Source organism: Pseudomonas sp. LBUM1643 (genome assembly GCF_059716215.1).
This window is the reverse complement of sequence record NZ_CP166813.1, coordinates 1,987,856-2,010,265: the sequence shown is the minus strand read 5'-3', so window position 1 is coordinate 2,010,265 and position 22,410 is coordinate 1,987,856. Positions and strand designations below refer to the sequence as shown.

Genomic DNA, 22,410 nt, shown 5'->3' with positions numbered 1-22,410 from the left:
GTGGAATATGTACAACTGGATCGACGCCCTCGCCGACCTGCAAAACCGCGGCGAACCTTGCGTCTTGGTGACAATCATCGAAGAGCTCGGCTCGACGCCACGCAATGCCGGCTCGAAGATGGTCATTAGTGCCCACCAGACGTTCGACACCATCGGTGGCGGGCACCTGGAATACAAGGCCATGCAGATCGGCCGGGAAATGCTCGCCAGTGGCAAGCAGGACACGCACCTGGAGCGCTTCAGCCTAGGTGCCAGCCTGGGCCAATGCTGTGGCGGCGTGACCGTGTTGCTGTTTGAACCCATGGGCCAGGTCCAGGCGCAGATCGCCGTGTTCGGCGCCGGCCATGTAGGCCGTGCACTGGTGCCGCTGCTGGCGAGCCTGCCCTGTCGCGTGCGCTGGATCGACTCGCGGGATGCGGAGTTCCCTGAGCAGATCCCCCACGGCGTGCGCAAGATCGTCGCCGAAGAACCGGTGGATGAAATCGACGATTTGCCCGCCGGCAGTTATTGCATCGTCATGACCCATAATCACCAGCTCGACCTCGAACTCACCGCCGCAATCCTCAAGCGCAACGACTTCACTTACTTTGGCCTGATCGGTTCGAAGACCAAACGAGTGAAGTTCGAACACCGCCTGCGTGATCGCGGTTTCGACAGCGCCGTGCTGCAACGCATGCGCTGCCCGATGGGCATCGGCGAAGTCAAAGGCAAGTTGCCTGTGGAAATCGCCATCTCCATCGCGGGCGAAATCATCGCCACCTACAACGCCAGTTTCGGCCAGCAAACGTCCAGCGCCGAACCGATTGCCAAGCTGCTGCCAGCATCACGTCGCAGCCACGCTTCAAACCTGAAAGCCACGAATTGAGAACGACAATGCCTCTGACTCGAAAAGCCTACCGCGCCGCCATCCTGCACAGCATCGCCGATCCTGCCGAGGTGGGCATCGAAGCCTCCTACGAGTATTTCGAGGACGGCTTGCTGGTGGTCGATAACGGCCAGATCAGCGCCATAGGCCACGCCAGCGAATTGCTGCCGACCCTGCCGGCCGATATCGACATCGCCCACTATCAGGACGCCCTGATCACCCCGGGTTTCATCGACACCCACATTCACTTGCCGCAAACCGGCATGGTCGGTGCCTACGGCGAGCAACTGCTGGACTGGCTCAACACCTACACGTTCCCGTGCGAAAGCCAGTTCGCCGACAAGGCTCACGCTGACGAAGTCGCGGACATTTTCATCAAGGAATTGCTGCGCAACGGCACCACCACGGCACTGGTATTTGGCAGCGTGCACCCGCAATCTGTGAACTCGTTCTTCGAGGCTGCCGAGCAGCTGGACCTGCGCATGATCGCCGGCAAAGTGATGATGGACCGCAACGCGCCGGACTACCTGACCGACACCGCGGAATCCAGCTACGTGGAAAGCAAGGCGTTGATCGAGCGCTGGCACGGCAAGGGCCGCTTGCACTACGCGGTCACGCCGCGTTTTGCCCCGACCAGTACGCCCGAACAGTTGACCCTCGCCGGTCAATTGCTCAGCGAGTTCCCTGGCCTGTACATGCAGACCCACATCAGCGAAAACCTCAAGGAAGTCGAGTGGGTCAAGGAACTGTTCCCGGAGCGTAAAGGCTACCTGGACGTCTACGATCACTACCAATTGCTGGGCGAGCGCTCGGTATTCGCTCACGGCGTGCACCTGTGCGACGACGAGTGCGCGCGACTGGCAGAAACCGGTTCGGCCATTGCTTTTTGCCCGACGTCGAACTTCTTCCTCGGCAGCGGCCTGTTCAACCTGCCGATGGCCGAGAAGCACAAACTGAACGTTGGTTTGGGGACGGACGTCGGCGGTGGTACCAGTTTCTCGCTGCTGCAAACGTTGAATGAAGCGTACAAAGTCATGCAACTGCAAGGCGCACGACTGAGCCCGTTCAAATCCTTGTACCTGGCGACCTTGGGCGGTGCCCGTGCGCTGCGTCTGGAAGACAAGATCGGCACGTTGTTGCCGGGCACCGACGCGGATTTCCTGGTGCTGGATTACAACGCTACGCCGCTGCTCAGCTATCGCTTGAAGCAGGCCAACAACATTGCCGAGACGTTGTTTGTACTGATGACGCTGGGCGATGACCGGACGGTGCTGCAGACATATGCGGCGGGTGCGCTGGTGCATCAGCGCTAAGTCTTCAGGCATAAAAAATCCCCCGCCGCTTTTCAGCCCGGGGGATTTTTATTGCCTGTTCTGCCGCCATCGCCAGCAGGCTGGCTCCCACAGTGATTTGTGGGGTTCACAAGATTTGTGTGCGACCTCAAACCCTATGGGATTTTTGGGGTTCACCAGATTTGCGTGCGACCTCAAACCCTATGGGATTTTTGGGGTTCACCAGATTTGCGTGCGACTCCAAACCCTGTGGGAGCCAGCCTGCTGGCGATGGGCGCGACTCGGTTCAACTTAAAGCTTTGCCGACGAACGCCCAGGCTTCTTGGTCTGCAACAAATGCGAGAACACCGCATGCAAATCATCCGACGCACTTTCTTCGTCAAGGTTGAGCTTGCTGTCGATGTGATCCATGTGGTGCATCATCAAATCCACCGCCAGCTCACCATTGCGCGCTTCGATGGCGTCGATCAACTGGGTGTGCTCGTCGTATGAGCAGTGGGATCGGTTGCCGCTTTCGTACTGGGCAATGATCAACGAGGTCTGCGACACCAGGCTGCGCTGGAAGCTGATCAGGGGGGCATTTTTTGCCGCTTCAGCCAGCTTCAGGTGGAATTCGCCCGACAGACGGATACCAGCACCCCGATCGCCACGGGAAAAGCTGTCGCGCTCGTCATTGACCATCTGACGCAGCTCGGCGATCTGCTCGGCTGTAGCGTGCTGAACCGCCAGCTCGGTGATCGCTCGCTCCACCAGACGCCGGGCCAGGAACACCTGCCGTGCCTCTTCGACACTCGGGCTGGCAACGACGGCGCCGCGATTCGGACGCAGCAGCACAACCCCTTCATGGGCCAGGCGCGACAGCGCACGGCGAATGATGGTGCGACTGACCCCGAAAATTTCCCCCAGCGCTTCTTCGCTCAACTTGGTGCCGGGCGCCAGACGCTGTTCGAGGATGGCCTCGAAGATATGCGCGTAGACAATATCGTCCTGGGTACCGCTGCGGCCGGCTTTGCCTGCTCGCGGTTGTTTCTTGAGGGGCTGCAACTGTTCGTTCATGGGCACTCGAGTCGGGAGAACTGCGGCGAATTGACCGTGACTGTAATACGGCACAGTGGGTCGCTGGCAAGTATCGCGTAAAAAACACCGCGATTGTACACAATGGATGGTGGCAACACGACTGTACGGCTGTTTGTCGCCTCCGCTGTATTGCAACGAAGGGATACTTTTGAGTTTAGGCTTGATCGCAGAATCCTGTAGGAGCGTTGGAACGTGCAGGAACTACTTAGGCGCTCGTAGGCGCTTGTAGGACCTTGTAGGAGCTGTCGAGTGAAACGAGGCTGCGATCTTTTGATCTTGCGTTTAAAAACCACATCAAAAGATCGCAGCCTCGTTTCACTCGACAGCTCCTACAAGGTCCTACACGGCCCTACACGGCCCTACAAGGTCCTGCATAGCGCCTACCCTGGACGACGTTACTACGGACATCTTCACCAGAACAAAAGGAACACCCCGTCATGAACGACGCCACGCACACGCAGCTCCGCCCTCTGGCCGATACGTCACCTTCGGCGATCGTCGCCGGCTTCATCGCCATGATGACCGGCTACACCAGCTCCTTGGTGTTGATGTTCCAGGCCGGCCAAGCCGCCGGCCTGACCAGCGGGCAAATTTCGTCGTGGATCTGGGCGATCTCGATTGGCATGGCGGTGTGCTCGATCGGCTTGTCCCTGCGCTATCGGACGCCCATCACCATCGCCTGGTCGACCCCCGGCGCGGCCTTGCTGATCACCAGCCTGGGCGGCGTCAGCTACGGCGAAGCCATTGGCGCCTACATCACCTGCGCCGTACTGGTCACGATTTGTGGTTTGACCGGCAGCTTCGAGCGCCTGGTCAAAAAGATCCCGGCTTCCCTGGCGGCGGCGTTGCTGGCGGGGATTCTGTTCAAGATCGGCAGTGAAATCTTCGTCGCGGCGCAGCATCGTACTGCGCTGGTGTTGGGCATGTTCTTCACTTATCTGGTGATCAAGCGCCTGTCGCCGCGTTATGCCGTGCTGGCTGCGCTGTTGATCGGAACGGCCCTGTCAGGATTCATGGGGCTGCTGGATTTCAGTGGCTTCCACCTGGAAGTAGCGACGCCTGTGTGGACCACGCCGCATTTCTCCCTGGCGGCCACCATCAGCATCGGCATTCCATTGTTTGTCGTGGCCATGACCTCGCAAAACATGCCCGGGATCGCCGTATTGCGCGCCGACGGGTACAACGTGCCCGCGTCACCGCTGATCACCACCACCGGCATCGCCTCGCTGCTGCTGGCACCGTTTGGTTCACACGGGATCAACCTGGCCGCCATCAGCGCAGCGATCTGCACCGGACCGCATGCCCACGAAGATCGCAACAAACGCTACACGGCGGCGGTCTGGTGCGGGATTTTCTACGGGATCGCCGGTGTGTTCGGCGCAACGCTCGCGGCGTTGTTTGCCGCGCTGCCCAAAGAATTGGTGCTGTCGATTGCGGCGCTGGCGTTGTTCGGCTCGATCATCAATGGGCTGAGCATTGCTATGAGCGAAGTGAAGGAGCGCGAGGCGGCGTTGATCACGTTCATGGTGACGGCATCGGGGCTGACGCTGTTTTCCATCGGTTCGGCATTTTGGGGGATTGTGGCGGGGGTGGTGACGTTAGTGATCTTGAATTGGCGTAAGGCCTGAAAAGCAAAAGATCGCAGCCTCGTTTCACTCGACAGCTCCTACAGGATGAACGCAATCGATGCGGGAGCTGTGTAGGAGCTGTCGAGTGAAACGAGGCTGCGATCTTTTGATCTTCGCATAAAAAAACGGCGACCCTTGGGTCGCCGTTTTTTCTGACATCAAGCTACCGGATTGATTGGCTTTTCCGGGTACCAGACGTCGATCAGCGGGCTGACGGTTGCTTCGGTCAGTTCGCTGCGGCCTTTGAGCCAGGCTTCAACAGCAGCGCGCTGCTCTTCAGATACCGAGCCACGTTTCTGCAGGCAAACCAGACCGAAGTCGTCGCCGCCGACATAACCCAGACCGTTGGCTTCCATGGCTTCTTGCAGGAACGCGTCGAGGAAAGCATCAATGGCTTCATCAGCCAAATCTTCTTTGAAATCCAGGTTCAGTTCGAAACCCAGCTCTTGAAATTCATCGACGCACAGTTTTTTGCGCAGACGCTGGGAACGGTTAGTCGCCATTGGAACAATCCTCATAAGTAATAACGGGCGGCACTTTAGCAGTTTAAGCCGCCAATTGCCCGACTCTCTGGGCGCGGCGAGCTACCGTCGGTAAAAAAATAGCTTATTAGCGGGCCAGGTCACGGCACAAGCCGCTACACCTTGGGGCATAATGCCGACACTTTCATGACTACTGAGGGAATTTATCTTCATGCCCTCGTCTTTTTCCCCTCGGCTGTAGGGTTCTATTTCATATGATCAAATCTTTGCGTCCATTGTTGCTGGCCGGTTTACTTCTCCCATTGGCCCTCCCGCTTTGCGCTGCGCCCATTAATACCGGCTTGACTCCCAACGTTGAAAAGGCCCTCAAGGCCAGCAAACTGCAGGACAACGCCCTGTCACTGGTGCTGATCCCCCTCAACGGCCCGGGCACGCCGACCATTTTCAATGCGGACGTCTCGGTCAACCCGGCGTCGACCATGAAGCTGGTCACCACTTACGCGGCGCTGGAAATGCTCGGCCCGAACCACCAGTGGAAAACCGAGTTCTACACCGACGGCACCCTCAGCGGCGGCATTCTCAACGGCAACCTCTTCCTTAAAGGTGGCGGCGATCCGAAGCTGAACATGGAAAAACTCTGGTTGCTGATGCGTGACCTGCGCGCCAATGGCGTCACGCAGATCACCGGCGACCTGGTGCTGGACCGCAATTTCTTCACGCAACCGCAACTGCCCGAGTTCAACGATGACGGCAACGACGAGAACAAACCGTTCCTGGTTAAGCCTGACTCGCTGATGGTCAACCTCAAGGCGCTGCGCTTTGTGGCCCGCAATGACAACGGCCGGGTACTGGTATCGGTCGAGCCACCGATTGCCTCGATCCGTATCGAAAACCAGGTCAAGGCCATCAACTCCAAGCAGTGCACCGGCGGCGTACGCTACAACCCGGTGACCCAACCCGATGGCAGCGTGACCGTGACGGTTGGCGGCCAGTTGGGCGATGGCTGCAGCTCCCAGACGTACCTGTCGCTGCTGGACCACGCGACCTACACCGCCGGTGCGGTCCGGGCCATCTGGAAAGAGCTGGGCGGCAGCATTCAGGGCAAGGACGTTCTGGCGCCTACGCCGAAAAATGCCAAATTGCTGGCCCGCGCTTTTTCGCCGGACCTGGCGGAAATCATCCGCGATGTCAACAAATACAGTAACAACACCATGGCACAGCAGCTGTTCCTGAGCCTGGGCCAGCGGTTCCGCACCGAAGCCGATGGCGACGACGCCAAGGCTGCCCAGCGCGTGGTTCGTCAGTGGCTGGCGAAGAAAGGCATCACCGCGCCGCACCTCATCATGGAGAACGGCTCCGGCCTGTCCCGCGCCGAGCGAGTCAGCGCCCGGGAAATGGCGGCGATGCTGCAGGCCGCCTGGCGCAGCCCGTACGCCGCAGAGTTCATCAGCTCGATGCCGATTGCCGGCACCGACGGCACCATGCGCAAGCGCTTGAAGACCACCGCGATGCGCGGTGAAGCGCACGTCAAGACCGGCACCCTGAACACCGTTCGAGCGATCTCCGGCTTCAGCCGCGACATCAACGGCAATACCTGGGCGGTGGTCGCGATCCTCAACGACAAGGCTCCTTTTGGCGCATCGTCGGTGCTGGATCAGGTGCTGCTGGACTTGTATCGCCAGCCGAAATTGCCAGAGACGGCTTCGGTTCTTTAATCGACCAAGATCAAAAGATCGCAGCCTCGTTTCACTCGACAGCTCCTACAGGTTCATCGGTATATCCGTACCCCTGTAGGAGCTGTCGAGTGAAACGAGGCTGCGATCTTTTGATCCACCTAATTCATTTCTGCCTCAACCCTGTCTCGCCCCGCAAGCTTGGCCGCATATACGCCCGAATCCGCCCGCAAAAGCAGCGCATCCGCGCCCTCTCCAGCTCGCCAGCTGGCCACACCGAAACTCGCCGTAACGATCCCGACGCCGTCAATCGGCGAACTGCGCAGCTCCTGCCATAGCTGTAATGCCAGCACATGCGCGTGCTCGCCACCGATGTCCGGGCAGAGCACCATGAATTCCTCGCCTCCCAAACGACAAAACACATCCGTGCGACGCAGGCGATGACCGATACGTTCGCACACGGCCTGCAGCACCCGGTCACCGACCGCGTGACCGTGCTGGTCATTAATCCGTTTGAAGTGATCGACATCGAGCATGATCACCGACAACTCGCCGCCACCCCGCTCGACCCTGGCCATTTCGGTGGTCAGGCGCTCCTGGAAGTAGCGGCGGTTGTGAATACCCGTCAGGGAATCCGTCACCGACAGCGCCCGCAGTTCTTCTTCCACGCGTTTAAGGTCGGAGATGTCCGAAATGTAGCCATGCCACAGCACGCCGCCGCCCGGCAGTTCCTCAGGCGTTGCCTCGCCACGGACCCAGCGCAGCCCACGCAGGGGCAACTGCACGCGATACTCCTCGCGCCACGGGCTCAGGTTGTCCGCCGAAGCGCGGATCGAGGCGCGCACCCGCGTGGTGTCTTGCGGATGAATCCGGGTGAAGATCGCTTCGGCATTGAGCAGCAACACATCCGGTTCCAGTTCGTAGATCTCGCGAATCCCGTCACTGGCGTAGATCACACTGAAACGCCCGTCGAATTCCATCTTGAACTGGTAGATCCCGCCCGGCACATGGGCACTGAGTTTCTTCAGCAGCAGGTCACGCGCCGCCAGCGCTTCGTGGACGCGCTTGCGTTCGGTGATGTCGATGCAGATCGCCAGGTGTCCGACCCACAGGCCCTGTTCGTCGAGCACCGGCGTCGCCAACATATTCACCGCAAGGTAGCTGCCATCGCTGCGCACCAGCGTCCATTCCCGCGCTTCGTGACCACCCTCCTCACCGCCCTCGACCAGCATCGCCTGACAGGTCGGAATCGGCTTGCCATATCGCGCGCTCAACTCCGCCGAACGTGCCGCCAACTCCCTGGGCAGATGCAAATTCTCCAGGGTCATGTGCCCCACCACTTCAGCATTGGTATAGCCGAGCATGGATTCGGCACCGGCGTTAAACGTGGTGATGACGCCGCGCAGGTCGGTGGCAATGATCGCTACCTGCGTTGCGGCGTTCAGCACGCCACGCAGCTGGCCGTGGGTGCCACGTAATTCCTGCTCGCGGGCGCGCAGTTCCTGGGTCCGTTGCTCGACCAGTTTCAACGCCCGCTGACGTTGGCTGACCAACACATAAAGCAAGGCGCTGAGCAGCAGACTGAGCAAGCTGCCCAACACCACCAGGCTGCTCACCGAAGAATGGTTGGCTTGCAGAAACGAGGTACTGGGCCGCATTTCAACCTGATAATCATGGTCAGCCAGACGGATCAGCTGCGTCGATGACAGTTCGCTGACGGCGGGCGTATTGCTCGACTCGTACAGCACTTCATGCTGATCCCCGGTGGACAGATCAAGAATGCGCACCGAGAGAAAATCGTGGTTATCCTCCGGCAATCCATCCGCAAGCAGTTGGCGCATGCTGATCACGGCCATGACGTAACCATCCGGTATAACCCCCGCCGCCGGCTGCCGGCTGACCGGTGCCACCAGCAGGATTCCCCGGGCATAGGTCGGCTCAATCCCCAGCAGATAAAGAGGTTGCGACACCGCCATGCCACCATGGCTGTCGGCCCGCTCCAGCGTGGCGCGGCGCAACGGTTGCGCAAGCAAATCGAATCCCAGGGGGGTGGGAAGACGGCTTTGAGTCTGGGTGTACAGCACCGGAGCGTACTCGTCCCGCTCAGCAGCCGTTTGCAACTGCCCGGTAGCATCCAGTTCGCGAACACGAAACTCGCTCAACCCTTCTTCCTGCACCGCGCGCTCAAACGCAGGCCGCGCGGCACGGGAGATCCGCGGCGCCCATGAATAAGCTTGGGTGCGATGCAACAGTGGCCTGGCGTAACCGTCGAATTCCTCGCGGGATACCGTGTCGGAATTGGCAAAGAACCGGCGCAACCCGTCCAGGCGCTGTTCCTGATCTTCAAAACGTTCTTCGATACGGCTGTAACGTTCACTGGCGAGCAGTTGGAAGCGTTGCCGCAATTGATGGTGAAACAGATTCAGTGTCGACCAGGCCAGCAGCCCCGTGAGAATGCCGCCGACGAGCAATACCAGCAGCGCGACCAGCCAGGCCGAAGCATCTTCACTGATAAAACCCAGGATCTTTGGGCGCATGACGTGCAACGACATAGAGGCAAACTCAAAACGCCAAGCGCCGGGAAAGCTCAATGGCCCTGAGTTGAGTTATAGCTATTAGCCACTAATTTGACCAGCGCTGTACTCGCAACTGCACCTTTTGCTGCGGATGCCCCTGTAGGAGCTGTCGAGTGAAACGAGGCTGCGATCTTTTGATCTTTTCTTTAAAACAAGATCAAAAGATCGCAGCCTGCGGCAGCTCCTACAGTGAATCCAGGTGTCAGCGCGCCATGATTTTCCAGGCGCGGTGGATCTTGCCGTTACGGGCGAAATCCGGATCGATGGTCTTGGCCGTGATTTCTTCTACCGCGTAGCGTTCGCTCAGGTTGGGCTCGAGTTCGAACTTGCGGAAGTTATTGGAGAAGTACAACACCCCACCCGGCGCCAGGCGCGCCATGGCCAGGTCGATCAACTGCACCTGGTCACGCTGCACGTCGAAAATGCCTTCCATGCGCTTGGAGTTGGAGAAGGTCGGCGGGTCGATGAAAATCAGGTCGTACTCGTCACGGCAGGCGTCCAGCCAGACCATCACGTCGCCCTGCTCCAGACGGTTCTTGTCAGAGAAACCGTTCAGCGACAGGTTGCGACGCGCCCAGTCGAGGTAGGTTTTCGACAGGTCGACACTGGTGGTGCTGCGCGCGCCACCCTTGGCCGCATGAACGCTGGCGGTCGCGGTGTAGCAATACAGGTTGAGGAACCGCTTGCCGGCCGCCTCTTTCTGAATCCGCATGCGCATTGGCCGGTGATCGAGGAACAGGCCGGTATCGAGGTAATCGGTAAGGTTCACCAGCAGCTTGACGCCACCCTCGTTGACCTCGACGAACTTGCCCTGTGCCGCCTGACGCTCGTACTGCTTGGTGCCGCTCTGACGTTCGCGGCGCTTGACCACGACACGGCTCTTGTCGACGTTCAGGGCCTGCGGAATGGCAGCCAGGGCATCGAACATGCGCGCCGAAGCTTTTTCCGGATCGATGGATTTCGGCGCGGCGTATTCCTGGACGTGGACCCAATCCTGATACAGGTCGATGGCCATGGAGTATTCCGGCATGTCGGCATCGTAGACACGGTAGCAGTCGATACCTTCACGCTTGACCCACTTGCCCAGCGCCTTGAGGTTTTTTTGCAGACGATTGGCGAACATCTGCCCGCCTTCGCTCAAGCGCGGCTGTTCGATCACCACAGGGGCAGGTTTGATCGGGTTGCCGTTCTTGTTGTACTTCTCGTACTTGCCCGGTACCACGTCATTGCCGGCGACTTCGACTTCAGCCTGCTCGCGCTCGATCTGACGTTGCTCCGGCGTGCGGCGCTCGCCTGTGACGAACTGGTCGGGTGTGACCTTGATCAGCAGCAACTTGCACGGCAAGGCGCCGTTCCAGAACGAATATTGCTTGTGGCTGCGGATGCCCATGCGCTTGCCCAGGTCCGGGGCGCCGGTGAACACGGCGGCCTCCCAGTTCAGGCACGCCTGACGCAGACGTTCGCCGAGGTTCTGGTAGAGATAGAGCAAGCTCGCCTCGTCACCCAGACGCTCGCCGTACGGCGGGTTGCAGATGACCAGACCTTTCTGGTTCTGGTCCGGGCGCGGCTCGAACGTGCCGACTTCGCCCTGGTAGATCTTGATCCACTCGCTCAACCCGGCACGTTCGACGTTGTTGCGGCCCGGTTGAATCAGGCGCGGGTCAGCCTCGTAACCACGAATCCACAGCGGTGGCTTGGCCAGACCGGCAGCCGCGCGCTCGGTGGCTTCTTCATGCAGCTTTTTCCACAGCGCCGGGACGTGACCGAGCCAGGCCGTAAAGCCCCACTGCTCGCGACGCAGGTTCGGTGCCATATCGGCGGCAATCATTGCCGCTTCGACGAGGAACGTACCCACACCGCACATCGGGTCAGCCAGTGCGCCGCCATCGGCTGCAATGCGAGGCCAGCCGGAACGGATCAGGATCGCTGCCGCGAGGTTTTCCTTCAACGGTGCAGCACCTTGCTGCAAGCGGTAACCGCGCTGGTGCAGGCTGTGGCCCGAGAGGTCGAGAGAGAGGATCGCTTCGCCGCGGTCCAGGCGCAGGTGAATGCGCAAGTCCGGGTTGAGCTTGTCGATCGATGGACGATCGCCTTGCGGCGTACGCAGTTTGTCGACGATGGCGTCTTTGACTTTCAAGGCGCCGAAGTGGGTGTTGTCGATGCCCGAGCCGTGACCGCTGAACTCGACCGCCAGGGTGCCGTCGTTGAGCATGTGGTCTTGCCACTCGATATCGAGCACGCCGTGGTACAGGTCTTCAGCGTCCTTCATCGGGAAACGCTTGAGCACCAGCAGCACCCGGTTCGCCAGACGCGACCACAGGCAAAGACGATAAGCGGTTTCCATGGTGGCCATGCCGCGCACGGCAGAGGTGTGTTCACGTGCTTCTTCAAGGCCAAGCCCGACGGCTTCCTCGATAAGCAGGCCTTCAAGGCCTTTTGGGCAAGTGAGGAAGATTTCAAATTGGTCGGACATTGGAATTTCAAAGCCTTTAGCGAGTGAACGGGCAACGCATTGCCGGTCCGGTTTTCAATCAGGCGTTTTTCTAAAAGAACGCCCGCGTGGCACGAAGGTGTGCCGTCCCACCCTTGCTGCTCGGTTAAAGGAGCTTAGATGCAAAGACAGGTAAAAAAGTTGGGGAAACAAAATGTCATAAGGCGACCCTTCGTCGAATAATGCCTCATCGCAACGCGAGGCGTTCTCGTTAAAGGATTAGCACCGTCATCCTGCGCGGGGCCGATCATACCGGGGTTTGGTCAATAAACGCGTGTAAACATCGCGTTACTTATGGCCATACCACCTTAATGGTTACGTCCTTATGACAAAACGATCATTCCCTCTATGTGACGCATTGGTTAGAACTCAACACAGGTTGACGCCGCAACGACGTCAACAACTTGGCTCGCGACGCCGGCAGCGAGCCCCCAACGGCAGGAGTTTTTTCTGCCAGACCTCGATAGAGGTCAACGCGATACCTACAGTCAACAAGTGAGGGCAACACCCTATGAGAAGACTTAAGCGTGATCCGTTGGAAAGAGCATTTTTGCGCGGATATCAATATGGCGTTGGTGGCAAATCCCGTGAGCTTTGCCCATTTACTCTACCGTCGGTACGCCAAGCCTGGATTAACGGCTGGCGAGAAGGACGCGGCGACAACTGGGACGGTATGACCGGCACTGCGGGAATCCACAGACTCAACGAACTTCACGCCGTCGGCTAATTTACAGGGCTTAACACTCCGACACGACAATCTGATTACTGAATACCTTAACCACGCACGCCCCATCCGGGCGGCGGGCTTCGGCCCAGGGGCTCCTTCGAGGAGCCCTTTTTTATGCCTGTTTTTCAAAAATCCGCATCGGTTAAGGCACTGACTTCACACAATTCCTGTAGGAGCTGCCGCAGGCTGCGATCTTTTGATCTTGCTCTCGGATAATTCACGCACCAACACAAAAACCAAAAGATCAAAAAATCGCAGCCTGCGGCAGCTCCTACATTGACCGAGCAGGCCGCGATTTATTGGGCGCCCCCATCAATCGGTTATCTCAGGGAAGCAATTGCGTCGACAGACTCACGAATCAACGCCGGGCCTTTATAGATGAAACCCGAGTAGATCTGCACCAGGCTCGCACCCGCGGCGATTTTCTCTGCTGCGTGCTTGCCTTCGGTGATCCCGCCCACGGCGATGATCGGCAAGCGACCGGCCAATTCCGACGCCAGTACCTTCACGGTGTGGGTGCTCTTCTCACGAACCGGCGCGCCAGACAGACCGCCCGCCTCGTCACCATGTTCCATGCCTTCGACGCCAACACGGCTTAGGGTGGTGTTGGTCGCGATGACCGCGTCCATTCCGGTTTCGATCAACGCTTGCGCAACCTGAACGGTTTCTTCGTCGGTCATGTCCGGCGCGATCTTGATCGCCAGCGGTACGTGTTTGCCGTGACGCAACGCCAGTTCAGCACGGCGTGCGGCCAGATCGGCCAGCAATTGCTTGAGCGAATCACCAAATTGCAGGCTGCGCAGGCCTGGCGTGTTCGGCGAGCTGACGTTAACGGTGATGTAGCTGGCGTGGGCGTAGACCTTGTCCAGGCAGATCAGGTAGTCATCGACGGCTCGTTCAACCGGGGTATCGAAGTTCTTGCCGATGTTGATGCCCAGCACACCCTTGTACTTCGCGGCCGCCACTCGGGCCAACAGATGATCGACGCCAAGGTTGTTGAACCCCATGCGATTGATGATCGCCTCGGCTTCCGGCAGACGGAAAATCCGTGGTTTCGGATTACCGGGCTGCGCACGCGGGGTGATGGTGCCGATTTCGACGAAACCAAAACCCAACTGGGCAAAACCGTCGATGGCCGCACCGTTCTTGTCCAGGCCAGCCGCCAGCCCCACCGGGTTGGGGAAATCCAGGCCCATGACCGTCACCGGCTTTTTCGCCGGCGCCTTGCACAGCAAGCCGTTGAGCCCCAGACGCCCGCCCGCGCCGATCAGGTCCAGGGACAGATCGTGGGAGGTTTCCGGGGAAAGTTTGAACAACAGCTGACGGGCCAGGGTGTACATGGGCGGGTTTGACTCTGGGCTACGAAAAGTGGCCACGATTATAGCCGGGGTGGAGGGGCGTGCGCGAGGAACAGGAGCGTTATTTGATAGCGGCAACGCCATCGAGTGTCGATGATTCAGACGGCTATACAAGCGCCAGCACAATCGCCACGACAGGAAAAGAAGATGTCTGAAATTCGCATCGGATCAAGTATTTCTTCTGCAAGCTCTCGCCAACTGGACGCTCCGGAATCGGTAGTTCAGCAGCGTAGAGACCACACCATTGTGGAGATGGGCGTCTCCTCTCAAGACCTCGACGCTGCAATGTGCGACCAGGTGTCCGATATCAACGCGCCTAATAACGCACTGCAGGGAAACGATTTAAGCCTGCTTGAGGGCGCCCGCAAGGCAGTGGATTATGTCGTTATCGATATGCTCGACAATTCCGAAGAGCGTGTCGTCACCGACGAGTTGGTGCAGAACCTCGATCAAGCATTTTCAGGTGACATCAGGGGCTTAGAGAACCTTACAAAATCAGGATCGTTAACAGACGGCACCCTTCTGGAAATTGACTTGGGTTTTTTTGAAGACTCGCAACATTTAACTGATAGCAGCACCTATTTACAACGCGCCCAAATACTTTTAGACGCTCTAGGTGCAACGCTGTGCAAGCTAGGAAACAACGAGTTTGAAAGCACTTCAGGACGACTGGCCAGTAACCTATCAATCGCCAGCCTTCAAACAGGCCTGATCGTAGGCATCCTTACAACGACCAGGCAATTGCTCGGATTTGCTATTGAAAAAAGCTTGCAATCCAACGGCACCGCCCCATTGACACGCAGCATGATAGGCGGCATTTCCCTGCTGATTGGCCCAGCCATGAACATTGTTGGCGCGATCAGAGATGAATACAACGGAACGGCGAACACCGAAACGCGACTAGCCCGCCTTGCCACATTGTCATTGTCGCTGGCAGCTTTCGCGGCTGCATTGGCAGTACCGCAAGCCCTTCCCGCCCTTGCTTCATTTGGTCCACAGATGGCCCTTTATACCTTGGCTAACGACCTGTCACAGCTGTTCTTCAAAACCAGCGACAACTCACAGACCACGGGTGCAGGTACGGTGGCCAATGGAGGCTTGTACGCAGCGCTTCAGTTCCTTGCGGGCACTGCCATGGACAGGACTGCTCCCAACTCTGGTGCCGGTTATGCCATGTCAGGCACTCCCGATCCCTCTGTCGCAGACAGCGGGCTAGGGGCTCAACTAATGGCCTGGATGGAGCGTTCCGCGGATTTGCAGTTGAGGTCAAACGTGACTCAACGCAGCCCCGAACAGATCGTTCAATCTCTTGAACCGATTTTCGGACAGGATGTTTTACGTGGTGCCTACAACGGCGCCGCAGAAGTTGTTAGCAAAGTGGTGGGGGGGGAAATAATGCATGCGTTTCAAAGCGAAAAGTCGGCCGATGGATATCGAATCCATTTCGCTCCACGCATCCCCACTGCTTCACAGGTGGCAGATCAATTATTGACCACGGGGGCGATACGTACTTCTTTCGGCCAATTCCTCATGGGCGCCGCGATATCGGCAGGAACATACTTCGGCGGCTTGGGATTGTCCGCTTCGGCCACTAATCACGCTGTCAATGCGGTAGTCGCTGCCGTTGCTTTCGCCGGATATCCCGGATTCCTATACGCTCACGAGGGCAACCCGCCTGAAGAATAAGAAGCGCAGGCAACCGTATGCGTCCACTAGTGCTTGCTGGACGCATTCGGTGTTTCACCACTCACTCTTTTCCCACGAATCCTCATCTGGTGGATCAAACACACGCAGGGTATTCCTGACGAACATATCCAACGCGAAGGCCAGGCCGTTGGCGCCTGAGACCTCCTTGTACAATTTGGACTTGTGCAACCCTTCCTGAAACAAACGAACCATGACCTGATTCGTCACTGTCATCAGCGCTTTGGTAGTCGGATACGCGGGCATGTCGCCCCCCTCTCCCCGTAAAGATCTGAGGTAGTCATAGATAGCTTTTTCGCCCTGCCCCTCCATTATCCATAGCTGTTGAATAAGCAAGTCAATCTCGGGATCGGGTCGCTTGCTACCCATCACCTCCTCACTGGCCCGCAACAAACGAGACTCCAACGCCTCAACCCCCGAAACCCGACTGTCCTCGACCAGGGGCGATTTCATCATTGCGTCGATCCTCATCGCGCACGCCCACCAAAGCTCGAACACACCTCACCGAGTCGCTGAATCGACGCCCCATCGAGCGCACGAACCGACTCGGGCAGGTTCTTCAAAAGAGACAACAATCGCGGATGCAATCGCTGGCAGCTCGCTTCGATATCAAACTCGAGCAGTTGATCGCCGAGGCGCAGCACATAGCGTTCCTGCGCTTGATACTCAAGCACCAGTGCGCCGGGCCAGAGGGCTTGCAAGCGCTGGCGCAGTTCATTGCCTTGTGATTTGCAGCGCACCGGCAGCAAGACCTGCAGCACCGTATCGGGCTGGCTCGGTTGTTCCGCCAGCCAACGTTCCAGCATCTCGTCCAGCCATTCGCCGCGACTCAATAAATCGCCTAGCAACTGGCGGGAAGCCTGTGCGAGTTCGCGGCGCAATTGCTCGCCCAGCGCCTGCGACTCAAGCAGACCACTCGCCAAGTCTTCAGCCGCTCTCAAGATGCCCTCGGCGTAACCTTGTTGAAAAGCGTGGGCACGGATTGCATCGGCGTCACGGCCGGCCTGTTCGACGCATTCACGTGCCCAGTCTTGGGCCTGCTGTTGCAAAGCGCGTCGCTGACGCGCGGCGACGATGTCTTCGCGTGCAGTGCGTGCATCGCTTGAATGGGGCACGTCAGTCAGGGTTCGGATGGAGTCGAGCATGCTGTACCGCCAAAAAAAAAAGGGCCAGGTCAGGCTCTGCGACGGGCCATTGCCTGTGCAGATCAACCACCTGTGGAGAAAACTGCAACGACAGGCGCTCAAGCAACAGCGCCGGCACACCATCGAACCAACCCGATAACGCATTGAAGCCCGCGGCGTCGATTTGCTGCATCAGCGGGAGGGACGATTGGAGCGGCCCGCTGATACGGGGCCCGGGATTACAACTGGCGAACCGGCGCAACGACAATGGCAACTGCTGCAAGAGCCCGCCTCGGGCCAGCTGGGGAAACAGTCGCCAGGCGCCAATCAACGACGCGATCCGGGGCATTTGTCGCCATTGCCGAACCCACACGCTGGCAACGCCACTGAGCGGCATCGCTGGCCACGGACCTTGCAACGCGAGGCCTTCGAGCACGATCTGATTGAGCACGCTCCTGGCATCAGATGCCTCGAACCCTGTCGGAACAGACAGGCGCTGAGCGTGCAGATAGTCCAGCGGTTCGGCGAAAATTTGCTGCCAACGTTCAGCGCTCGATGTCACGGGTCACCCCACTCAACTGTCGATACCCAAAAACCCCAGCGCCAGCAAAAAACAGCGCCGCAAACAACGCCATTCCCCACAACCAGCGCGAATCATCCGCCGCAGCGCTGACTAACGGCGCTACATGCTGCGTCGGCGATCGCTTTGTCAGAACCACCGAGATGTTTTCGTACTCAACGCCCGCAAAACTGTTTTTGAGGAAGCGCTTGATATCGGTGATCAACAGTTGCGGATCGATGTCTCGCTCATGAACCGCCACGGCAGACAAATGAATGGGCGCAGCCTTGCGCCCTCCTTCTCCGGCATCCAGGTCGTAACTGACATGTACCCGCGCCGACACCACACCTTCCAGCACCCCCAGCGATTGTTCGATCCGCTGCTCCAGCGCCGAATAAAGCCGGGCTTTCTCGGCGCGGGGAGAGGCTACCAGCGAGTCACTGGGGAACATTTCCGCGACCTGCACCCGAGGTCTTGAAGGCAATGAATACAGGTTGAGCAAATCGACGGCTGCCGAGAAATCGACCTGGTTGATCTTCACCGAATAACCAGTCTTCCCAGCGTCCACCTTTGTCGCCGTAATGTTGTTGCGCTGCAGTACCGAAAGCACTTCGTTCGCCTGTTGCTGGTCCAGCCCTTCAAGCAGGCTGGGCTGCCGGCAACCCAGCAGCGCGACACACAAAAACATCAGCAGCGCGCCTGCCTTCATGACGCACGCAACAGGGTTTCGGCCGTGCCCACGGCCTTGCGTACCAGCACGTTAAGCAGATTGATGTCCACGTTGTATTGCCCAACCTGCTCCTGCAGACGGGCCAACGCTTCAGGGCTGGTGATATCAGGGCTTTGCATCAGCGAGTTGATCGACGCAACCTCCTGGCCGCTGCTCACCGCGGAACTGGCGAAGGCTTCAAGCAATCGACTCTCGAGCGAAACCGTCGGGCCTTCCTGGGGGCCGCGCAGCTCAACGATTGCGGTCCGTTCGATAACGGAAGAAGAGAGGCTTTGGATAGTCATGCACTGCACTCATTAAAGTGGACACCGTCAGGCAACAATGACCCGTCAGGAAAAATCAGCGAGCCGCCTGGATGATCGCCATGTCGATGTCCTTGAAGCCCTTGACCGTGTTGGTCTGGGCGTTACGGAATACCGTGTAGGACGAAAATGCCGTCTGGTAAGCCGCCAGCTTTGCCGGATCAGAGGCATCATCCTTGAGTGCCTCAAGCGCCAGATCCAGTGCATCCTTGAGGCTCCTTGCACCGTTTTCGAAGGCTTCGGATTGACGACCGAGGAAGTCATCAGGGAATTGAATCGGGAATTCGGGAATACCGGGACCAGCCATAAGTCACCTTTTATAGTTTTGTCGGAAAATGCCAAGACGATGAAGTCATCTTGATGAAGCCCTGAGGGCCGGTCTGGAACGACTTGCCCTTGAGCGAATCGTCTTTGAGCTCGACAGTGAAGTGCACGTAGCGATCACCCCACTGCCGGTAAAATCCGTCGACGTAGTGGCGCGCGGCAGCCAACTCGGAATCCTGCAAATTGCCTGCAACGGCAAACGTGACACTGTCACCGTACTCAACACGGCTGAACCCCAGCGACAGACGTTGCAAACCCTGCTCGGCAAGATCTGCCAGCAAATGGTCGTCCTGTATCTGTACCGCCACATCCCGGGCATAGGGCGCCGCCTGGAGCAGGACATCGAGCAATCTTTTTTGAGTATCAGGCGAGAGCACATTGCGTTGCGCGCTGACCAGCAGCCGCGGTATCGAGGGGTTCTTCAGGTCCAGTGAGTGCCAGGCCAGTTGCGGATCATGGTCGACCAGGCGTTTCTCCAGCCGTTGACGTTCCTGATCCATCACCAGCACTTTCGCGCTCAGCAGGTTGTTGCGCATTAACACTTGCCGGCTCCAGCCAGCGTCTCGTTCGGATGCCACAAAGACGTAAACCGTTTTGTCGCGTCCGTGCACCACCTCTACCTCGGCACTGACGCCGGCAATGAGTTGGCGGACATCGGTCTCGGGTGTGTGTGCAGGCACCGACCACACGCCGACCGAGGCCACCAACAAGCCCAGCGCCAACCCGCCACTGAGCCATTTGGCGACGATCTTTCGCTGCCACGGGCGAGCGACTTCCTGAGGTGAAGGCTTGGGCTGCGACTCAATGGGCTCCGGTGCCCAGTGCTCGTCTTGCGCATGTAAACCTATGTGCAACCCACCCACGTGTTCGCTGCGCTGAAAGACAAACTGCCGCGTTTGCGCCGATTCATCGAGCCGTCGCAACTGCACGCCGCTTTCATCCAGCAGCACTTCGAAATTGCATCCCCCGTGTTCCAGAGGAACGAAAATCGCATCCGCTGGCACGCTGACCGGGCAGGTCGCGTTTCCCAGGAGGTCCAGCGGCGCCACAATGAACAACGTGCATGGCTCACTGATCGGGAACTCGCACCCTTGCAGCGGACCGTTCAGGATCCGTAGTACACAGGGTTGCAATGGGGGGGCCGACATATCCGTCACCTATCAAGTTCCAGACCGTGAGTGAGCCCCATCCTAAAAACATCACCCGGGATGATCCTGATCGAATTCTGCTGATCGCGAATGCTCTCGATCAGAATGACCCCTGCGCTCCTCTCGTTGCGACCGTGCAGGAACTTTGCGGGTCAGCACCTGGTAACGCGCCCATACCTTTCGCGCGTAGCGAAGTCGTGCTGTCTGGCGCTCCGGGGCATTGCCGGCGTTGTACGCGCCGACGGCTGTCCAGTTGTAGCCGTATCGGGAAATGAAACCGGCCAGCACTGAAGCGCCGACTTCAACCGAGAGGCAGGGCTCATCCAGCAACCGCTGCTCGGTAATCCCTTGGGTACGCAAACCAGGCAGGTGCCAGCTATTGATCTGCATCAGACCGATATCGCGACTGCCGTCGGCGTTTGTGTTTATCGCGTCCGCGCGTTGCTCCGATTCCACGTCGGCGATGGCCTGAAGCAGTTCAGGCTCGATCCCGTGCAACTGACCGGCCCTCCCCCAACAGAACGCGTGCGCCTGCCCGATTCCAAGACAGGCAAACACCACCAACCCCAGTGCTCGCTGCCATGTCATGCCTGACGCAATCCACTGCCGAACGAAGGCACGTTGCGTACAGGTGAACTGCATACCGGCGTTTGTCGCTGCAACGATCTCCAGCGTGGTGAGACCAGCGCTCCCTCCACCCCGCCAGGTCGTAGTGGCGAAGACAACACAGCGACCCGAGAGCGTCCCGACCGCAGCCAGTTTGCATACTGATTGCGGGCAGTGAGCGGGTTGACCCCAAAGAGCACGTTCCAGGCGGCCAGGCCTTGCTCTCCGACCGCGATGTCCGTTAATGCGGCCTGTTCAAGTTCATACCAGGCGGCCTCGTACTGACCGAAATACGCCAATGTCGCCGCATGCAACATCACCAGCAAGGGATGCCCCGATGCGCCTTGCTGCAGACGCTGGCGCGCCATCAGCGCCGCGTTTTGCGGGTTGCCTGTCAGCGCGATACGCACTTGTAGCACCTGCGCACGCACGCAATCCGGGTCAAGCCGCAGGCATTTCTCAATGGACAGGGTCGCTTGATCGTTACGTCGCCAAAACCAGTGATGCCAGGCGTGAAAGTAATGCACGTCAGCCTCATCGGACGCCAACAGGCATCGGCGAAACAACACCTGCGCCGCCTCCTCGCAACCATGCAAACTGGTCAACAAGGCCAACCGGATCAACGCCGGCGTACTGCAAGGGTCCAGCGACACCGCCTTGGAGATCGCCGAGTCAGCTTCTTCTACAGCGCGCTGCACCTCACAGGCGCCCAGCATCGCCTGCCCCAGCCAAGCGTCGGCCAAACCACAAAGCGGCGGCGCATAACGACTCGCCAGCTGCCTGCACTGCCTGAATTGAACAACGGCATCGCGCAGGCTTTGAGGGGTGTGCCGCTGCACGCTGCATACACCGCCCAGGTAGGCCACGGCCGCCGGATACGAAGAACACGAACTGCCTGCAACACGCCCCCCTGTCAGACGCTGCGCGATCAGGCAAGTCAGCTCGTCAAGACGTGCGTCCAACCCGTCGCCGGCTAAGACCTGGCTATGAATCAGCATGTGATTACACCCACGAATCAGCTCGATCGACCATTGCTGATGCTCCCCCTGTCCAGCGCAACGGCCACTCAGGTAATAGTCCGGGGATGACCGTGACACCCAATGCTGCACGTCGATCGGATAGTCATAGGCGGCCGTCAGGCTGGAAGGCATGACCTGCACGACGTCGGCAAACGCCGTCGCAAATTGACAAATCATCGCGTCTTGCAAGTCCAGTGCGTCAGCCTCGTCCATGCCTCGAAAAGGCAATACGGCGAGCGTTGGCACTGGGAGTATTGACTCGGCAGGTGAATCGAGCTCAACCACAGGGCAGGTGAACCGATAACCCTGACCGTACACCGTGGCGATAAAGCCTTTGTTTTCCTTGAACAACTTGCGTAATGCATAGATACACCGCGTCAACGACTCCTCGGCGGCATCGGCCTCGGGCCATACGACATCCAGCAGATGATCCTTGCTGATCACCGTGCCGGCCGATCCGAGCAGCAGCCGCAGTACACTCAATTCTTTAGGAGGGACGTGTATTCCTTTATCTTCTTGCATCAGCGTTCCATCGCTTTGCAGCAGCCATTCGCCAAAAACGAACGACCTGAACGGCGTTTGATCAGTTGCACTGTCCATACTTGGAAAAATCTCTATAGGAAGGTACTGAATCGCGATCAAGCCTGGGTGTAACCAGGCTTGATGATGACAAGCGGCAGGACTATAGAAAGTAGGTAAAAAGTATTCCGTAGGACAAAGAGCTT

At 58.6% G+C, this 22,410-nt stretch carries 20 protein-coding genes; 6 read left to right on the top strand and 14 right to left on the bottom strand.

Going from position 1 to position 22,410, the window contains the following annotated elements; all coding sequences use genetic code 11:
- The first annotated feature begins 7 nt into the window (after positions 1-7).
- Together xdhC and guaD are read left to right on the top strand one after the other, a co-directional pair.
- Complete coding sequence (xdhC, locus tag ACA063_RS09060) at positions 8-865, top strand: xanthine dehydrogenase accessory protein XdhC (protein ID WP_497665570.1); 858 nt, start codon at positions 8-10, stop codon at positions 863-865.
- Positions 866-873: 8 nt separating this feature from the next.
- The gene (guaD, locus tag ACA063_RS09055; RefSeq protein WP_497665569.1) at positions 874-2,178 is read left to right on the top strand and encodes a guanine deaminase; all 1,305 of its coding nucleotides are present in this window, start codon (positions 874-876) and stop codon (positions 2,176-2,178) included.
- A 270-nt stretch (positions 2,179-2,448) separates the two neighbouring features.
- Here the strand turns inward: guaD and ACA063_RS09050 are convergent, their stop codons facing one another.
- A complete protein-coding gene (locus tag ACA063_RS09050) occupies positions 2,449-3,213 on the bottom strand; it encodes a GntR family transcriptional regulator (protein ID WP_150770943.1) in 765 nt (254 codons plus the stop codon).
- Between the two features lie 458 nt (positions 3,214-3,671).
- On the opposite strand from ACA063_RS09050, the gene ACA063_RS09045 reads away from it, so the two are divergent.
- Positions 3,672-4,862 (top strand): benzoate/H(+) symporter BenE family transporter, encoded by a 1,191-nt coding sequence (locus tag ACA063_RS09045; RefSeq protein ID WP_497665568.1) that lies wholly within the window; start codon positions 3,672-3,674, stop codon positions 4,860-4,862.
- 158 nt (positions 4,863-5,020) lie between these two features.
- Here the strand turns inward: ACA063_RS09045 and ACA063_RS09040 are convergent, their stop codons facing one another.
- Positions 5,021-5,365 carry a YggL family protein gene (locus tag ACA063_RS09040; RefSeq protein WP_162438361.1) on the bottom strand — a complete coding sequence of 115 codons (345 nt, stop codon included), beginning with the start codon at positions 5,363-5,365 and terminating at the stop codon, positions 5,021-5,023.
- Positions 5,366-5,598: 233 nt separating this feature from the next.
- On the opposite strand from ACA063_RS09040, the gene dacB reads away from it, so the two are divergent.
- A complete protein-coding gene (gene dacB, locus ACA063_RS09035) occupies positions 5,599-7,059 on the top strand; it encodes a D-alanyl-D-alanine carboxypeptidase/D-alanyl-D-alanine endopeptidase (RefSeq protein ID WP_497665567.1) in 1,461 nt (486 codons plus the stop codon).
- A 119-nt stretch (positions 7,060-7,178) separates the two neighbouring features.
- On the opposite strand, the gene ACA063_RS09030 is transcribed toward dacB, so the two are convergent.
- Both ACA063_RS09030 and rlmKL read right to left on the bottom strand, forming a co-directional pair.
- On the bottom strand, positions 7,179-9,569 hold the full coding sequence (locus tag ACA063_RS09030) for a sensor domain-containing diguanylate cyclase (protein ID WP_497665566.1): 2,391 nt from the start codon (positions 9,567-9,569) through the stop codon (positions 7,179-7,181).
- A gap of 226 nt (positions 9,570-9,795) precedes the next feature.
- Positions 9,796-12,066 (bottom strand): bifunctional 23S rRNA (guanine(2069)-N(7))-methyltransferase RlmK/23S rRNA (guanine(2445)-N(2))-methyltransferase RlmL, encoded by a 2,271-nt coding sequence (gene rlmKL / locus ACA063_RS09025; protein ID WP_497665565.1) that lies wholly within the window; start codon positions 12,064-12,066, stop codon positions 9,796-9,798.
- A 529-nt stretch (positions 12,067-12,595) separates the two neighbouring features.
- Here rlmKL and rmf point away from each other — a divergent pair.
- Positions 12,596-12,811, top strand: coding sequence for a ribosome modulation factor (gene rmf, locus ACA063_RS09020; protein WP_003223300.1), 216 nt, complete (start codon positions 12,596-12,598; stop codon positions 12,809-12,811).
- Positions 12,812-13,131: 320 nt separating this feature from the next.
- On the opposite strand, the gene ACA063_RS09015 is transcribed toward rmf, so the two are convergent.
- Positions 13,132-14,151 (bottom strand): quinone-dependent dihydroorotate dehydrogenase, encoded by a 1,020-nt coding sequence (locus ACA063_RS09015; protein ID WP_497665564.1) that lies wholly within the window; start codon positions 14,149-14,151, stop codon positions 13,132-13,134.
- Between the two features lie 165 nt (positions 14,152-14,316).
- On the opposite strand from ACA063_RS09015, the gene ACA063_RS09010 reads away from it, so the two are divergent.
- A complete protein-coding gene (locus tag ACA063_RS09010) occupies positions 14,317-15,855 on the top strand; it encodes a hypothetical protein (protein WP_497665563.1) in 1,539 nt (512 codons plus the stop codon).
- Between the two features lie 54 nt (positions 15,856-15,909).
- On the opposite strand, the gene ACA063_RS09005 is transcribed toward ACA063_RS09010, so the two are convergent.
- The 9 genes from ACA063_RS09005 to ACA063_RS08965 are packed head-to-tail and all read right to left on the bottom strand — an operon-like array spanning position 15,910 to position 22,207.
- A complete protein-coding gene (locus ACA063_RS09005) occupies positions 15,910-16,329 on the bottom strand; it encodes a hypothetical protein (protein ID WP_497665562.1) in 420 nt (139 codons plus the stop codon).
- 11 nt (positions 16,330-16,340) lie between these two features.
- Positions 16,341-17,018: an oxygen-regulated invasion protein OrgB gene (locus ACA063_RS09000; protein ID WP_497665561.1), complete on the bottom strand. Its 678-nt coding sequence runs from the start codon at positions 17,016-17,018 to the stop codon at positions 16,341-16,343.
- Positions 16,990-17,559, bottom strand: a complete 570-nt coding sequence (locus ACA063_RS08995) for an OrgA/MxiK family T3SS sorting platform protein (RefSeq protein ID WP_497665560.1) — start codon at positions 17,557-17,559, stop codon at positions 16,990-16,992. Before ACA063_RS08995 ends, ACA063_RS09000 begins: the two co-directional genes overlap by 29 nt.
- Positions 17,543-18,265, bottom strand: coding sequence for an EscJ/YscJ/HrcJ family type III secretion inner membrane ring protein (locus ACA063_RS08990; RefSeq protein ID WP_497665559.1), 723 nt, complete (start codon positions 18,263-18,265; stop codon positions 17,543-17,545). Before ACA063_RS08990 ends, ACA063_RS08995 begins: the two co-directional genes overlap by 17 nt.
- Positions 18,262-18,570, bottom strand: a complete 309-nt coding sequence (gene sctI / locus ACA063_RS08985) for a type III secretion system inner rod subunit SctI (protein ID WP_497665558.1) — start codon at positions 18,568-18,570, stop codon at positions 18,262-18,264. The genes ACA063_RS08990 and sctI overlap by 4 nt, the downstream gene beginning before the upstream one ends.
- A 55-nt stretch (positions 18,571-18,625) precedes the next feature.
- Positions 18,626-18,895 (bottom strand): type III secretion system needle filament subunit SctF, encoded by a 270-nt coding sequence (gene sctF, locus ACA063_RS08980; RefSeq protein WP_497665557.1) that lies wholly within the window; start codon positions 18,893-18,895, stop codon positions 18,626-18,628.
- A 10-nt stretch (positions 18,896-18,905) separates the two neighbouring features.
- On the bottom strand, positions 18,906-20,069 hold the full coding sequence (locus ACA063_RS08975) for a PrgH/EprH family type III secretion apparatus protein (protein WP_497665556.1): 1,164 nt from the start codon (positions 20,067-20,069) through the stop codon (positions 18,906-18,908).
- Between the two features lie 42 nt (positions 20,070-20,111).
- Positions 20,112-20,648 carry a transglycosylase SLT domain-containing protein gene (locus ACA063_RS08970; RefSeq protein ID WP_497665555.1) on the bottom strand — a complete coding sequence of 179 codons (537 nt, stop codon included), beginning with the start codon at positions 20,646-20,648 and terminating at the stop codon, positions 20,112-20,114.
- On the bottom strand, positions 20,645-22,207 hold the full coding sequence (locus ACA063_RS08965) for a winged helix-turn-helix domain-containing protein (protein ID WP_497665554.1): 1,563 nt from the start codon (positions 22,205-22,207) through the stop codon (positions 20,645-20,647). Before ACA063_RS08965 ends, ACA063_RS08970 begins: the two co-directional genes overlap by 4 nt.
- Positions 22,208-22,410: the final 203 nt, after the last annotated feature.

What these genes read in the sequence shown, in the direction of transcription:
- sctI (WP_497665558.1), bottom strand. Translation starts at nt 18,570, where the DNA reads ATGACTATCCAAAGCCTCTCTTCTTCCGTTATCGAACGGACCGCAATC.
- ACA063_RS09030 (WP_497665566.1), bottom strand. Translation starts at nt 9,569, where the DNA reads ATGTCGTTGCACGTCATGCGCCCAAAGATCCTGGGTTTTATCAGTGAA.
- rlmKL (WP_497665565.1), bottom strand. Translation starts at nt 12,066, where the DNA reads ATGTCCGACCAATTTGAAATCTTCCTCACTTGCCCAAAAGGCCTTGAA.
- ACA063_RS09050 (WP_150770943.1), bottom strand. Translation starts at nt 3,213, where the DNA reads ATGAACGAACAGTTGCAGCCCCTCAAGAAACAACCGCGAGCAGGCAAA.
- ACA063_RS08990 (WP_497665559.1), bottom strand. Translation starts at nt 18,265, where the DNA reads ATGAAGGCAGGCGCGCTGCTGATGTTTTTGTGTGTCGCGCTGCTGGGT.
- ACA063_RS08970 (WP_497665555.1), bottom strand. Translation starts at nt 20,648, where the DNA reads ATGACATGGCAGCGAGCACTGGGGTTGGTGGTGTTTGCCTGTCTTGGA.
- rmf (WP_003223300.1), top strand. Translation starts at nt 12,596, where the DNA reads ATGAGAAGACTTAAGCGTGATCCGTTGGAAAGAGCATTTTTGCGCGGA.
- ACA063_RS09040 (WP_162438361.1), bottom strand. Translation starts at nt 5,365, where the DNA reads ATGGCGACTAACCGTTCCCAGCGTCTGCGCAAAAAACTGTGCGTCGAT.
- sctF (WP_497665557.1), bottom strand. Translation starts at nt 18,895, where the DNA reads ATGGCTGGTCCCGGTATTCCCGAATTCCCGATTCAATTCCCTGATGAC.
- ACA063_RS09000 (WP_497665561.1), bottom strand. Translation starts at nt 17,018, where the DNA reads ATGCTCGACTCCATCCGAACCCTGACTGACGTGCCCCATTCAAGCGAT.
- guaD (WP_497665569.1), top strand. Translation starts at nt 874, where the DNA reads ATGCCTCTGACTCGAAAAGCCTACCGCGCCGCCATCCTGCACAGCATC.
- ACA063_RS09015 (WP_497665564.1), bottom strand. Translation starts at nt 14,151, where the DNA reads ATGTACACCCTGGCCCGTCAGCTGTTGTTCAAACTTTCCCCGGAAACC.
- ACA063_RS09045 (WP_497665568.1), top strand. Translation starts at nt 3,672, where the DNA reads ATGAACGACGCCACGCACACGCAGCTCCGCCCTCTGGCCGATACGTCA.
- dacB (WP_497665567.1), top strand. Translation starts at nt 5,599, where the DNA reads ATGATCAAATCTTTGCGTCCATTGTTGCTGGCCGGTTTACTTCTCCCA.
- ACA063_RS09010 (WP_497665563.1), top strand. Translation starts at nt 14,317, where the DNA reads ATGTCTGAAATTCGCATCGGATCAAGTATTTCTTCTGCAAGCTCTCGC.
- ACA063_RS08965 (WP_497665554.1), bottom strand. Translation starts at nt 22,207, where the DNA reads ATGCAAGAAGATAAAGGAATACACGTCCCTCCTAAAGAATTGAGTGTA.
- xdhC (WP_497665570.1), top strand. Translation starts at nt 8, where the DNA reads ATGTACAACTGGATCGACGCCCTCGCCGACCTGCAAAACCGCGGCGAA.
- ACA063_RS09005 (WP_497665562.1), bottom strand. Translation starts at nt 16,329, where the DNA reads ATGATGAAATCGCCCCTGGTCGAGGACAGTCGGGTTTCGGGGGTTGAG.